Source organism: Chryseobacterium sp. CBo1 (assembly GCF_001693475.1).
Taxonomy (GTDB): domain Bacteria; phylum Bacteroidota; class Bacteroidia; order Flavobacteriales; family Weeksellaceae; genus Chryseobacterium; species Chryseobacterium formosense.
On record NZ_MAUH01000023.1, the window covers coordinates 104,439 to 118,199 of the forward strand.

Below are 13,761 nucleotides of genomic sequence, written 5' to 3' on the forward strand. Positions count from 1 at the left end.
AGTTATTTTGTCATTGACTACGTCGAATCATAGATTTCCGTAGGAATCTCTACACACTGAAAATAAATTAGTTTAGATTCCTCCGGAATGACAAACATGCTGGTAAGAATAAATTATTAATATAATTACTAAAAAGTTTAAACAGAAGTAGTATTGCTTCTGTTTTTTTACTATCTTTTCTAAAATATTATTATATGAAAAAATTACTCTTTGTTTTAATGGCTTCAATGCTGTTAATGGCATGTCAGACAAAAAAAGACAAGGTTCAGGATTTTGTGGATATGTACAACCGCTCATCGAACATGATCGCAAATAATAAAATCAAAGCAACCAAAGCTACGGCCGTTTCTCAGGATCAGGTCGATATTTCGGTTGAAACAGATTACGAAAAAGGCGAAATGGAAAGCGATCTTGTAACCAGTGCACTTCCAGACCTTATCGGACAGGCGATTAAAAGTGAAAAATTAGGAAAAGAACTTTTCGACAGCGGCGTGAAATTCAATATCAAAGTATATGGTAAAAACGCACAGGTTCTTTTAGATAAAGCCATCGATAATAAAAATTTATCAAAAGATGTAGATTTTAAAGCCATTGCAAAAGGTGATAAGCCAAACAGTGACCAACTGAACAGCATTCTTGAATCATTTAATAAAAATCTTCCGATTGAAGACCCTTCAACAGGTACAAAAATTACCAGCATCAAAGCCGATGCAGAGAACAATTTAGTTTATACTTGTGAAGTTCCCGACAGCTTCAAAACTGCTTTAGCAATCGAGGGAACAGAAAAAGCCATGAAAGAAGCAATGCTGCAGTCAGGGCAAATCAGACAGGTGTTTTCGCAAACTTCAGTTTTAGGAATTAATCATATTAAATATCTATACACTGATAAAAGCGGTAAAGTATTAAAAGAAATTACCATTACTAAAGAAGAAGCTAATTTATAAATTGTATTTTTCGCAGAAATTATAGTCCCGGAAATTCCCGGGATTTTTGATTTTGTATTGAAGATAAGTTCATTTTAAAACTTTCTCAACACAAGAAATAATAGTAATTTTGAACTGAGAATTTCTGTATGAAAAGGAGTCTGGGTTTTATATTTTTATGGGCATTTATATTTGGTTTTTCACAATCAAAAGTTTCTGTTTATAATGATGCAGACCACACTCCTATTACAAACGCAACTGTTTCGTGTGATAATAAAATTTTGGGCAAAACCAATACTGAAGGCTTTTTGGAATTCAAAACAAAATGCAGAAATATTCAGATTGAAGCTCCAGGTTTTTATAAAGAAAGCACTTTGGTTGAAGATCAGACGAAAGTGATGCTTACTAAAACTTCATCTCAAACCCATGCTATAGAAACGGTAATTCTTGAGGATAAAAGTGATCCACGAGCTTTGGAAATCCTCAGAAAAGTTGATAAACTTTTTAAAAGCAATTCCCCCGAAAGTCTCGATTCTTATGCTTATAAATCCTACGAAAAGGTTTCATTGGATATTGATCAGGATAGTATTACGGCATTTAACAATGTTTTTACCAATAATTTAGGATTATTTAAAAAAAGTAAAAAAGAAGATTCTCTAAAAGATATTTCGGCCAAAAAGATTTTCGCCAACAGCAAGCTTTTTCTTTGGGAAAGAGCTCAGGAATTTTTGTATTCTAAAAAATACGGTGAAAAAATAAATATTCTCGACAACAGGATTTCCGGACTTAAACAACCCATCTACGAAATGATTGCCTTGCAGAGTAACCGAAACAAAATCCCAAACCAAATCAAACAGGAAAATCGTGGTCTTTATCGTTTTTTCCTTACTGACAGCATTGAAGTTGACGGAAGACAGACGTATGTGATTCGTTTTCGTGAAGTGAACTACAAAAAACCGATGAAGAAAAGAAAATTCAGCGGAACCATTTATATCGACACCGAAACGTACGGAATCAAAAAAATCGAAAGCATAAGCAAAGAAAAAAACGAAGGAAATATAACCAGTACATGGATTTTTTTCAACAATAAATGGTTTTTATCCGAAGAAAACGTAAAACTTCGAATGAGTAGAATGATGATGGGTCAGGACAATGAAAATCCTGAAAAAGAGAAAGAAAAAAAGAGCAGTTTCGGGACGTATGCTTATCTCTATTCAAAATATTTTAACTACACCTCTCCTATCGAAGAAAACCCTGATGATTTTAAAGGCTATTCTTTTTCTGTGAAAAACACTGACGGAAAAACGCTTCATTTCTACAGGACAGAACCTTTATCAGCAAGGGAAAGTCATACTTACAAAACCATTGACAGCTTGGGGAAAGTTTATAAAATTGACCGCACAGCAAGGGTTTTAACCGGTTTGATCAATGGACAGGTTCGTGTAGGAAATTTAGATTTTGATATTGGAGAAATCGTCAATTACAACCTGTATGAAGGTTTCAGATTTGGGCTCAAAGGAAAGCTCAATGAAAATTTTGATCCGTATTTTTCGCCCGATTATTATTTTGCCTACGGTTTGGGTGATGATAAATTCAAATATGGGATCGGGCTTGATATGAAGACGACCCTCGACAAAAATTCCTATTTCAGAATTGAGTATTATGATGATGTAAATTCTTCGGGAGAATTTTACCGCAGACTCTGGACGTTCAGAATGCGGATGATGAACTATGGAAATAACATTAACAACGACAAATATTACCGTTACAAAGGTGCTTCTTTGTCTTATTTAAATGATGTTACCAATGGTTTGACACTGGCTTTTGCAGCCAGAAGAAATGCTGAAGAAGCCCTATTTGATTACACTTTCCGTGGAAAACAGGGTGCTTTTGAAAATTTTAATACTTTGGTTACACTGAAATATTCGCCAAACTCAACCAACATTATGACACCACAGGGAAAATCGCTGATCGATCAGAAATATCCTGAACTTTATTTCAATTACGAGCAAAGTGCAAGAGTTTTTGGTGGAGATTTTAATTATACCCGGTTTGATGCACTGTTTGTTCACAATTTCAAAACAAGACTGGGAACAACAGGAGTTCGTCTGTACGGTGGTTTTCTTTTAGGTGAAGCTCCGATCTGGAAAAATTTCACAACGAACGGTTTGGCTTCTCCGAGTCGCGATATTAATTTTAATCTCACCTCTTACCTCGGTTTTGCCACTCTGGAAGGCGGAAAATACTATAACGATAAATTTATTGCCTATTATTTTACCCACAAACTGCCTTTTTACTTCAAAAGCATTGGTCAGAATGTTACAAGTTTTGATTTTGTGCTTAGAGGAACGATTGGCGATATGAAACATCCCGAATATCATGATTTCAGATTCAGGAAGCTGGATCACCTTTATCAGGAAGTCGGTCTGGAGTGGAATAATTTCCTTTCATCTTATTTCAATCTTGGGTTGTTTTACAGAGTCGGATATTACACAACCACGAATTTTAAACAGAATTTTGCGGTACAGTTTAAATTAAAACTTCTCGAATTTTAACATCAGTAATGAGCAATAAATAATAAGTAATTCTAAAGAAATGAAAAAAATAGAAATAAAAGCAGAACAGTTTTTTGAATTATTAAAATTAAAAGACACATCAATGTGGTCGGTTTTCTCCCAAATGATTGATGGTGAAGAAAAAGAAATCATTTTTTTAGATAATGAAGAAAAGATTCTTTTCAATTACATTCTCCCTTCAAATGCTGAAAAACTTGAGGAAGACCGAAAAGAATTTTCAAAACAATTTTCTGATAAACTGACGAACCTGAATTGAGTTGGAGGGCTTGAGAGTTTGTGAGTTTTAGAGTAAATCTTCATCAGAATACTCTAAGACTCTCCGACACAACCACTCTCCCACTTCAAAATGCTTTTCTTCGCTTCTGCAACATCGTGAACTCTTAAAATTTTCGCACCTTGTTTCAAAACCTGTACATGTAATTTCTGAGTTTCTTCGTTAATCTCTAACGCCGACTTTCCTAAAGGTTTGTAAATAAAAGATTTTCTCGAAATTCCAATCAGCAAAGGAAATTTTCCGAACCCGAGAAACTGGGTTTCTTTAATCATTTTCATTTGATCTTCAACTGTTTTTCCGAATCCGAAACCGGGATCAAGAATAATGTCTTTGATTCCTTTTTGTAATAGCTCGTTTGTTTTTTTTGTGAAATACTGATTGATCGTCAGTGTAATATCATTAAATTTAATTTTATCATGCATCGTTCCGTATGAAGGATTGACGTGCATCAAAATGTATGGAAGTCTCGTTTCAGCAACAACATCGAACATATTTTCATCAAATTGTCCGCCCGAAATATCATTGACCAGATCAATTCCTTCATTAAAGCCAAATTTTACCGTTTCTGCATAAAAAGTATCCAGCGAAATTAAAGCTTCGGGAAATTCCTTTTTAATTTCAGAAATCACCGTTCCTATTCTTCTGATTTCCTCATTACTGTTCAGAAATTCAGCATTCGGTCTTGTCGATTGCGGACCAATGTCAATAAATTCCGCTCCGTCTTTCAATAATTTTTCAGCATGTTTCAGCGCTGATTGTCCATTATTAAATTTTCCGCCATCAGAGAAAGAATCAGGAGTCAGATTTAAGATACCCATGATTTTTGGTGAGCTTAAATCAACCAATCTTCCGTTGCAGTTTATTGAGTGGGAGAATTTTAGAGTTTGAGAGTTTGAGTTTAATCCGGAGGAGTTATTTATGAACATTTAAATCGGTCAAATTTTATTGCTGTAAAATTAATCAAAATACTTTTCAAAACACGTAAACTCTATCACTCTACAACTCTCAAACTTCAAATTCCCCCTCAAAAACCTAAAAATTTGTATATTTGAAAGATTAAGCAAATTTATGTCAAAAACTTCAGAACAGTTCGGTAAAGTTATCAGTGAATGTCGTGATCTTTTCAGTAAAAAAATGCATGATTACGGTGCAGCATGGCGAGTTTTGCGGCCAAGTTCGATTACCGATCAGATCTACATTAAAGTCAACAGAATCCGTACACTACAGATGACCGACGTTAAAATGATTGACGAAAGCGAAGAAGGAGAATTTATTGCTATCGTCAATTACTCAATTATCGGGCTGATTCAGCTGGAGAAAGGTCTTTCTAATGATTTTAATGAAAATCCTGAAGAAATTTTAAATCTTTACGACAAATATTCTGCTGAAGCTCAGGCTTTAATGGAAAAGAAAAATCATGATTACGGCGAAGCTTGGAGAGATATGAGAATTTCATCCATCACCGATTTGATTTACCAAAAAGTACTGAGAACCAAACAGATTGAAGACAATGAGGGAAAAACATTAGTTTCCGAAGGTTTGGATGCCAATTATTTTGACATGCTGAATTATGCCGTTTTCTGTCTGATAAAATTTTCTGAACAAACACATCAACCAAAATAAAAACAATCGTATGATCAAAGGTTTATTACGTATCATTATTGCCATCATTTTCATCGCTTCAGGTTTTGTAAAAGCTGTGGACTTGGTAGGTTTTTCCTTTAAAATGGAAGAATATTTTTCACCTTCGGTTTTTAATATGCCGTTTCTTGAAAAATTTGCCCTGCTATTTTCAATCATTGTGGTGGTGCTGGAATTGTTTCTTGGCTTTTTATTGTTATTAAAACTAAAACTGAAATTCACGCTTTCAGCATTGATTGCGTTGTGTGTTTTCTTCGGATTTTTAACTTTCTATTCGGCATATTTCAATGTTGTCACAGATTGCGGATGTTTCGGAGATGCGATTAAATTTACACCTTGGGAAAGCTTCGTGAAAGACGTTGTTCTTTTGGTTGGTTTAATCATTCTTTTTGTTTTATACAGAAAAGAATTCAGCAAAAAAGATCCTTATGGAGAAAACAATAAGCCTGAAAGCAATAAATTTAAATCAGTTGCTTTGGGAGTTTTCTGTGGAATCATGATTGTTATTATGTCGATGGGAATCATCAATGAGCCGATTATCGATTTCCGTGATTATAAAATCGGAACAGACTTGAAAGCAGAGAAAGCTAAAATCAATAAAAATCCTTCTGAATACAAAACTTTTTATACTTTGAAAAATTCTAAAACAGGGAAAGTTTTAAAGGTAAATCAGGATGATTACGTCAATAAAACAGAGTATTGGGAAGAAGGTTCGCCATGGAAAATTGAAGAAGGTAAAAATGAATCTGTTCTCGTAAAAGAAGGTTATAAATCTGAGATTGTAAAATTTAAAATCGAAGATCCGACCGGAGTTGACTTAACTGACGAAATCATCAATGCACCAAAAGCAGTAATTGTATTTGCTTATCATCCCAAAGATGTTTCGCCGGAATTACTCAAGAAAGTGGAAGCTAAAGTAAATACTCAAAAAGGAGCTGTGATCTATGGAGTTTCTACCGAACAAAGCACTTTTAAAACCATTAAAAATGCAATGATGGACGGAACTGCCATTAAAACCATTGCAAGAAGCAACCCGTTTGTTTTAACATTGGAAAAAGGAAAAATTGTTGACAAAAAGCCTGCAAAAAACTATGTTAACTAATTTTAGTTAATTGTGAAATGGTGAATTGTCAATTTTAAATATTGAATCTGGAATTTTAAATCTAAAAAAAATGCATAAATCAAATAAGCCTATTGCCGGGTATCACTTGTTAATGATTCTTTCATCTGTTGACGGAGAATTTGCTCCCGAAGAAGGAATGTTGGTACAGCAATATCTTGCTGACGAATTTCCTTTTAAGATGAATTTGGACAACGAATTGGAAACCATCGCATTGCTTCAGCCTGAAGAATGGAAAGATCATTTTGAATTCCATGCACGTTGTTTTTTAGACGATTCTACGGAAGATGAACGTGTAAAATTTGCTGAATTTGCAAAATCGCTTATCAAAGCAGATAACATTGTGACCGATGAAGAACATACATTTTATAAGCTTCTGAAGAATCTTTGGAATTTAAATTAGTACTAAAAAACCAAATATATAAAATGAAAAAAATTTATTTCTCCTTATTAGTTATGAGTACAGCGATGTTCCAGTCTCAGATATTTCCGGATCTTAATGCTCCGGTTGCCGAAAAAAAACAACATGTTCGTGAAATTCACGGTGATAAGGTAAATGATCCTTATTACTGGATGATCGACTATTTTAAAAAAGGAAAAGACTCTACACAGGTTGTAGATTATCTGAAATCTGAAAACTCTTACTGGGAAGGAATGATGAAAGATACTGAGCCATTCAGAGAGAATCTCTTTAAGGAGATGAAGGCAAGAATTAAAGAAAAAGACGAATCTGTACCTGTTTTAAGAAAAGGCTATTATTACTATACGAGAACTGAAACCGGAAAACAATACTTCAAATATTGCAGAAAAAAGGGCAATCTCAATGCGCCTGAAGAAATACTGCTTGATGTAGATCAGCTTGCGGAAGGACATGCATATTACTCTGCATCGGGTTTCAGCATCAGTCCTGATAATTCTAAAATGATTTACGGGGTCGATGATGTTTCAAGAAGACAGTATAAATTGTTTTTAAAAGACCTTAATACGGGGAAAACAACCGATTTAGGAATTAAAAACACTACGGGTTCTGCAACCTGGGCAAATGACAACAAAACCATTTTCTACACCGGAAAAAATCCTGAAACGCTTTTAACGGAGAAAATTTTCAGACATTCTTTAGGTACTGATCCGTCGAAAGATGCAATGGTTTACGAAGAAAAAGATAAAAGCAATTACATTGGCGTAGGAAAATCTAAGAACGAAAAGTTCATCATGATTTATTCAGGCGCTACAACTTCTTCGGAAACACTTTATTTAAGCGCCGATGAACCGAAAGCAGCTTTCAAAGTTTTTCAGCCGAGAATGAAGGATGTTTTGTATGATGTAACGCCTTTGGAGGATAAGTTTTTGATCACAACCAACAAAGACGCACTGAATTTCAAGGTAATGGAAACTCCTTTGGATAAAACAGGCGTTGAAAACTGGAAAGATTTTATTCCGCACAGAAAAGATGTTTTGATGGAAGGAATTAGTGAGTTTAAAAATTATCTGGTCTTCAGTGAAAGACAAAACGGGCTTTCTCAATTGGTTATTTTTGACAGAAAAACCAATAAAAAGGAATTTCTGAAATTCGATGAACCAGCATATACCGTATACCCTTCAGGAAACCCTGAATATAATACCGATAATTTCAGATTTGGTTATACTTCGATGATTACACCAAGTTCGCAATTTGAACAGGATTTAAAAACAGGAAAAAGAACTTTACTAAAGCAACAAGAAATTTTAGGCGGCTACAATAAAGACAATTATGTAACCGAAAGGCTTTTTGCAACAGCAAAAGACGGCACAAAAATTCCAATTTCCATCGTTTATAAAAAAGGGTATAAAAAAGACGGAAACAGCCCGCTCCTACTTTATGCTTATGGTTCTTACGGAAACTCGATGGATGCCACTTTCAGCAGTACAAGGCTTAGTCTTCTAAACCGTGGTTTTGCCTTTGCAATTGCTCACATTCGCGGGGGTCAGGAAATGGGAAGACAATGGTATGAAGACGGCAAAATGATGAAAAAGAAAAACACATTTACCGATTTCATCGAAGCCGGAGAATATTTAGTAAAAGAAAAATATACTTCTCCAAAACATTTGTACGCACAAGGAGGAAGTGCGGGAGGACTTTTGATGGGAGCTGTTGTGAATATGAAACCAGAACTTTGGAATGGCGCAATTGCACAGGTTCCGTTTGTGGATGTCATCAATACAATGTTGGATGAAAGTATTCCTTTGACAACAAACGAATACGATGAATGGGGAAATCCTAATAACAAAGAAGCATACGATTACATGAAATCGTATTCTCCGTACGAAAATATTGAGAAAAAAAACTATCCTAATTTATTGGTAACAACAGGCTTGCATGATTCTCAGGTACAATATTTCGAGCCTGCAAAATGGGTAGCCAAATTAAGAGATCTGAAAACCGATAAGAATGTTTTATTCTTAAAAACAGATATGGATTATGGTCATGGTGGAGCTTCCGGAAGATTTGATTACCTGAAAGATATTGCTTTGGAATATGCTTTCATGTTTAAACTGGAGGGAATTAATAAATAGTAAAAACGAGTTAAAATTACAATTAAGACTTATTTTTAACGCAACGTTCGCAAAGTAAATTAGATAGTAATCATTATTTCGTTCGCAAAGGCACTTCGTTCAGCAAAGGCTAATTGCGAACATAGCTGAGTGAAACGCCTTTGTGAACGAAAAATATTTTCAAGGAGCTAAAAAGAACTTTGCGAGCATTGCGTTTAAATAAAATTTAATGTTTAAATAAAAACAAAAGAAACAAAAAGATAATATAAAACTATGAGAAGAAAAATAGTTGCAGGAAACTGGAAAATGAACAAAAATGTAATTGATGCTCAGCAATTAATGATTCAATTACTAAGCTATAAAAACAGCAACACTGCCAATTGCGAAGTCTGGATCGCACCGCCTTCACTGTATTTAATGATGGCTAAAGATATTTTTGAGAAAGACGAAATCGGAGTTTTTTCTCAGGATATGAGCGAATTTGAAAGCGGAGCTTACACTGGTGAACTTTCTGCAGATATGCTTGAATCGATCGATGCAACAGGATCTTTAATCGGTCATTCTGAAAGAAGACAATACCACGGAGAAACCGACGAAAGCTGCAACAAAAAAGTAAAACTGGCTTTAGATAAAGGTCTAATTCCTGTTTACTGTAACGGTGAAACTTTAGAGCAAAGAAAAGCCGGACAACATTTTGACGTAGTAAAAACTCAGACTGAAAAAGCCCTTTTTACCCTTTCTGCTGAAGAAATCAAGAAAGTGGTAATCGCCTACGAACCGGTTTGGGCAATCGGAACGGGAGAAACTGCAACTCCGGAACAGGCGCAGGAAATTCATGCACACATCAGAGGAATTATTGCTGAAAAATACGGAAAAGAAGTTGCTGACGAAATTTCGATTCTTTACGGAGGTTCGGTAAAACCTGATAATGCAAAAGAAATTTTCTCTCAACCGGATATTGACGGTGGTCTTATCGGCGGTGCTGCTTTGAAACTGGAAGATTTCTCAAAAATTATTGAAGGTTTCAATTAAGATTTAATTCATATTAAAAATAGTAAAGACATATCGTTTGGTATGTCTTTTTTAATTTATTTATCAAAATAGACATTCAAAAAACAACAATTATCTATATTAATTTAAAGATCATTGAATTATTAATAAAATAACAATCAAAATTTAAATAATATCTTTGCAGAAGTTTAAGGTTGAACCATAGCGTTCATTAATAGGGAATCAAGTGAAGTAACATAATTCTTGAGCTGTACCCGCAACTGTAAGCTAATCAAATTATTATAAAGACACCACTGAACTCAGGTTTGGGAAGGTTATAATAAGATGCAAGCCAGGAGACCTGCCTTAGATGAATTTCAACTTTCGGGAATAAAAGTTTATGAGATCAAATCTTCGGATATTTTTTTCATGAATGTTTTGTCCTGCAGTGAAGTTTCGGGAATAAAACTTTAATTTAAATTATATCATGAAGAAAATCTATTTTCTTATTCTTGCATTTGTAGTCTTTTTTGCCAATGCACAAACTGAAGGAATTCTTGTTCTTAACGAGGGCGGAGCAGGAAGCAATACTGCTGAAATTTCGTTCATCAACAATCAGTCGGTTGTTACCAACAACTATTTTAAGCTTAAAAATAATAATGCAACGTTAGGCGATACGGCGCAGGACATTAAAATTTTTGGCGATAAGATTTTTGTGGTTCTCAATATTTCCAATACGATCAAAGTCATCAACAAATCTGATTTTTCTTTGATTACTACGATTTCAACAAATGTTGCCAATCCAAGATACATCGCATTCAGCGGAAATAAATTTTATGTTACCAATTGGGGAAACAACAACATGGCAAACTATGTGGCGGTTTATGACCTGAATACGTACGCTCACGAAGCCAATATTCCTGTAGGAAATGGTCCTGAAAAAATCTTCAGCAAAAACAACAAATTATATGTTTTACTGAAAGGAGGTTACGGACTCAACCAGTTTATGGATGTCATCAACACTACAACCAATAGTGTAGAATCACAGGTAAATGTAGGAGACTCACCGAACAGTATTTTTGAAAAAGATAATTTACTGTACATTATGAGTTCGGGAGATCCTTATTCTGCTTCATCTTTCGGAACACTTACGGTATATAACACAAACACTCAAAGTACCGCTTCAAGCACAACATTTCCTGTAGGGGTAAAACCATCTTATATGGACACCGACGGAACAAATATTTACTACATGAATGAAGCTTCTATCTACAAAACACCGATTGCTTCGCCATCAATTAATACTCAACCAATAGCCGTTACGCCGATTACCGTAAACAGTTATGGTACCGCATACGGATTTAATGTTGTGAATAATACCATTTACGCAGCAGATCCTTCCGGATATATTGCTCCCGGGAAAATTTATGCCTACAATTTGCAGGGTACTTTACAAAATACTTTCACGGTAACTTCTTTACCTAATCAAATTATTGCTTACAATAGTGCTTCACTTTCAACAGTTGAAAACACAAAAGCTTCTAAATTATCATTATATCCAAATCCTACAAGTAACAGATTCTTTGTTCAAGGCTTAAATTCAGGAAATATTCAGGTTTATGATGTTAACGGAAGAATGATTATCAACACTCAATACACTCAAAACGGAATTGATGTAACTGCACTTTCTAAAGGAGTTTATGTTGTGAAAATCTCCGGTAAAAACAATAGTTTCTCAGAAAAATTAATCATTAAATAAGATTAAAATGCCAAAAATATTAAGTTTTATATTTACTCTTATTGTTGGATTTTGTTTCGCACAATTTACCGCAAATGATGTAAAGTTTTTTGTAGGAACAGGTTCTCAGACTGCTTACTTTGTAGCAGATTTTAAAGACGGAACAGATGACAGATCTTATGCATGGGGTATAAGATTCAATCCCGGACAAAATCCTACCGGACCACAAATGCTTCAAATGATAAAAAATGCAGAACCTGCGTTTGATTATAATTTGACTTTTAATAATGGATTTCTTGACAAAGTAACCTTCAATGATCACACCGCACAATCATCTCCTGACTGGTGGAGTTTATGGGTAGGAAATGATACCAACAGCTGGTCAACAGTGGGATGGATGAACAGTGGAACCCTTTCAGACGGAAAATGGTATGGAGCAAGTTACGGTTTTAGTAATCCTACCGCTCAAGCTCCTGCAATGCCAATTCCAGCATACAGTTCTTTATGGTACAATTCTTCTCAGATCACCAACTGGATTGGTTCAGGTTCCAATAAAAGTTTAGTTGTTGTAGATTTTGGAACTAATGATTCAAACGGAAATGCCAATTCCTTTGTTTTCGGAATTCAATACAACGGAACGATCACGGCTGAACAGGCTTTACAGCTCATTGATGCGCAAACAAGTTCATTTAATTACACTTCAATAGCAAATCAGGTTTCAGCTCTATCTCTAAATTCTTTTTCAGGAACAGCAAACGGAACAGATTCATGGAAACTGTATAAAGGAAGCAATTTATCCAACTGGAAAACCAACACCAATCTTTCCACAGTTATTTTAAATAATAACGATTGGTTCGGATTAAGCTTCGGAACAAGAAGACCTTTTACCCCAACGGAAGCAAACGTTACACTAAGCGTTTCAGATGTCGTGAAGGAAAAATTTAAAATTTATCCGAATCCTGCAAGCAACTTTATCGTTATCGAAACAAAGGATACTATTAAAGACATCAACATCTACTCGGTTTCCGGGCAAAAAGTAATGAATACCCAGAATAAAAAAATCAATATTCAGAATTTACAGAAAGGAGTTTATTGGGTTGAAATTAAAACCGACAAATCAACAACAACTCATAAAATTATCAAAAAATAATTCTAAAGAATCATCATTAAACAGTTTCGGCGCGCCCAAAGGGCGCGCCGAAACTTATTTTTAAACCGAAGAAAAACTATTTTTCTTTAGATCTTTGGAGAACTTCATCTACCATTCCAAACTCTTTCGCTTCCGTAGAAGTCATCCAGTAATCTCTGTCTGAAGCTTTTTCAACCCACTCGTAAGTCTGTCCCGAATGATCTGAAATGATATCGTAAAGCTCTTTTTTAAGCTTCAACATCTCTCTCAAATTGATTTCCATATCAGAAGCAACACCTTGAGCTCCACCGGAAGGTTGGTGAATCATCACTCTTGAGTGTTTCAGCGCAGAACGTTTCCCTTTTTCACCTGCAACCAATAAAACAGCTCCCATTGAAGCGGCAATACCGGTACAGATTGTAGCAACATCCGGCTTAATAATCTGCATGGTATCGTAAATTCCTAAACCAGCATAAACACTTCCTCCTGGAGAATTGATGTAGATCTGAATGTCTTTCGAAGGATCAGCACTTTCTAAGAATAGCAACTGAGCAGTAACGATGTTTGCAACCTGATCATCAATCCCTGTTCCTAAGAAAATAATTCTGTCCATCATTAGACGAGAGAAAACGTCCATCTGTGCAACGTTCAATCTTCTTTCTTCCATGATGTAAGGTGTAAGATTGGTTGGGTTGAACATTCCCATATACTGATCGGTTACCAAACCGTTGTTTCCTAAATGTTTTGTAGAAAAATCTCTGAATTCTTTTTTAATGTCCATATTTCTATTGGTATTTTTAAAATTTATTTAAACTCTAAATTACAACTTTTATTCCTA

The 13,761-nt window shown here is 34.9% G+C and carries 12 protein-coding genes and 1 riboswitch; of the genes, 10 read left to right on the forward strand and 2 right to left on the reverse strand.

Translation table 11 applies throughout. The features are described 5' to 3' along the window. Positions 1-194 precede the first annotated feature (194 nt). The 3 genes from BA768_RS21315 to BA768_RS13090 all read left to right on the forward strand — a co-directional run bounded on the left by BA768_RS21315 (position 195) and on the right by BA768_RS13090 (position 3,755). Positions 195-944, forward strand: a complete 750-nt coding sequence (locus BA768_RS21315; protein WP_065721111.1) for a hypothetical protein — start codon at positions 195-197, stop codon at positions 942-944. Between the two features lie 128 nt (positions 945-1,072). Next, positions 1,073-3,478, forward strand: a complete 2,406-nt coding sequence (locus BA768_RS13085; RefSeq protein ID WP_065721112.1) for a hypothetical protein — start codon at positions 1,073-1,075, stop codon at positions 3,476-3,478. A gap of 40 nt (positions 3,479-3,518) precedes the next feature. After that, positions 3,519-3,755 carry a hypothetical protein gene (locus BA768_RS13090; RefSeq protein ID WP_034678583.1) on the forward strand — a complete coding sequence of 79 codons (237 nt, stop codon included), beginning with the start codon at positions 3,519-3,521 and terminating at the stop codon, positions 3,753-3,755. A gap of 53 nt (positions 3,756-3,808) precedes the next feature. Here the strand turns inward: BA768_RS13090 and folP are convergent, their stop codons facing one another. Further along, a complete protein-coding gene (gene folP / locus BA768_RS13095) occupies positions 3,809-4,591 on the reverse strand; it encodes a dihydropteroate synthase (RefSeq protein ID WP_083206679.1) in 783 nt (260 codons plus the stop codon). A gap of 250 nt (positions 4,592-4,841) precedes the next feature. On the opposite strand from folP, the gene BA768_RS13100 reads away from it, so the two are divergent. From BA768_RS13100 to BA768_RS13130, 7 genes are all read left to right on the forward strand, one after another. Then, complete coding sequence (locus BA768_RS13100; RefSeq protein WP_065721114.1) at positions 4,842-5,396, forward strand: DUF1599 domain-containing protein; 555 nt, start codon at positions 4,842-4,844, stop codon at positions 5,394-5,396. A gap of 10 nt (positions 5,397-5,406) precedes the next feature. After that, positions 5,407-6,516 carry a BT_3928 family protein gene (locus tag BA768_RS13105; protein WP_065721115.1) on the forward strand — a complete coding sequence of 370 codons (1,110 nt, stop codon included), beginning with the start codon at positions 5,407-5,409 and terminating at the stop codon, positions 6,514-6,516. Positions 6,517-6,586: 70 nt separating this feature from the next. Next, a complete protein-coding gene (locus BA768_RS13110) occupies positions 6,587-6,937 on the forward strand; it encodes a TerB family tellurite resistance protein (RefSeq protein ID WP_034678862.1) in 351 nt (116 codons plus the stop codon). A 23-nt stretch (positions 6,938-6,960) separates the two neighbouring features. Next, the gene (locus tag BA768_RS13115; protein ID WP_065721116.1) at positions 6,961-9,087 is read left to right on the forward strand and encodes a S9 family peptidase; all 2,127 of its coding nucleotides are present in this window, start codon (positions 6,961-6,963) and stop codon (positions 9,085-9,087) included. A gap of 252 nt (positions 9,088-9,339) precedes the next feature. Continuing rightward, on the forward strand, positions 9,340-10,098 hold the full coding sequence (tpiA, locus tag BA768_RS13120; RefSeq protein ID WP_065721117.1) for a triose-phosphate isomerase: 759 nt from the start codon (positions 9,340-9,342) through the stop codon (positions 10,096-10,098). A gap of 153 nt (positions 10,099-10,251) precedes the next feature. Next, positions 10,252-10,440: riboswitch (cobalamin riboswitch) on the forward strand. 103 nt (positions 10,441-10,543) lie between these two features. Further along, a complete protein-coding gene (locus BA768_RS13125) occupies positions 10,544-11,815 on the forward strand; it encodes a YncE family protein (protein ID WP_065721118.1) in 1,272 nt (423 codons plus the stop codon). Positions 11,816-11,822: 7 nt separating this feature from the next. After that, complete coding sequence (locus BA768_RS13130; protein ID WP_065721119.1) at positions 11,823-12,944, forward strand: T9SS type A sorting domain-containing protein; 1,122 nt, start codon at positions 11,823-11,825, stop codon at positions 12,942-12,944. Between the two features lie 76 nt (positions 12,945-13,020). On the opposite strand, the gene clpP is transcribed toward BA768_RS13130, so the two are convergent. Then, positions 13,021-13,704 (reverse strand): ATP-dependent Clp endopeptidase proteolytic subunit ClpP, encoded by a 684-nt coding sequence (gene clpP / locus BA768_RS13135; RefSeq protein ID WP_034678594.1) that lies wholly within the window; start codon positions 13,702-13,704, stop codon positions 13,021-13,023. Between the last annotated feature and the right edge of the window lie 57 nt (positions 13,705-13,761).

Bases quoted from the DNA above. Each gene is read 5' to 3' on its own strand.
- BA768_RS21315 (WP_065721111.1), top strand. From the start codon at position 195: ATGAAAAAATTACTCTTTGTTTTAATGGCTTCAATGCTGTTAATGGCA.
- BA768_RS13085 (WP_065721112.1), top strand. From the start codon at position 1,073: ATGAAAAGGAGTCTGGGTTTTATATTTTTATGGGCATTTATATTTGGT.
- BA768_RS13090 (WP_034678583.1), top strand. From the start codon at position 3,519: ATGAAAAAAATAGAAATAAAAGCAGAACAGTTTTTTGAATTATTAAAA.
- folP (WP_083206679.1), bottom strand. From the start codon at position 4,591: ATGGGTATCTTAAATCTGACTCCTGATTCTTTCTCTGATGGCGGAAAA.
- BA768_RS13100 (WP_065721114.1), top strand. From the start codon at position 4,842: ATGTCAAAAACTTCAGAACAGTTCGGTAAAGTTATCAGTGAATGTCGT.
- BA768_RS13105 (WP_065721115.1), top strand. From the start codon at position 5,407: ATGATCAAAGGTTTATTACGTATCATTATTGCCATCATTTTCATCGCT.
- BA768_RS13110 (WP_034678862.1), top strand. From the start codon at position 6,587: ATGCATAAATCAAATAAGCCTATTGCCGGGTATCACTTGTTAATGATT.
- BA768_RS13115 (WP_065721116.1), top strand. From the start codon at position 6,961: ATGAAAAAAATTTATTTCTCCTTATTAGTTATGAGTACAGCGATGTTC.
- tpiA (WP_065721117.1), top strand. From the start codon at position 9,340: ATGAGAAGAAAAATAGTTGCAGGAAACTGGAAAATGAACAAAAATGTA.
- BA768_RS13125 (WP_065721118.1), top strand. From the start codon at position 10,544: ATGAAGAAAATCTATTTTCTTATTCTTGCATTTGTAGTCTTTTTTGCC.
- BA768_RS13130 (WP_065721119.1), top strand. From the start codon at position 11,823: ATGCCAAAAATATTAAGTTTTATATTTACTCTTATTGTTGGATTTTGT.
- clpP (WP_034678594.1), bottom strand. From the start codon at position 13,704: ATGGACATTAAAAAAGAATTCAGAGATTTTTCTACAAAACATTTAGGA.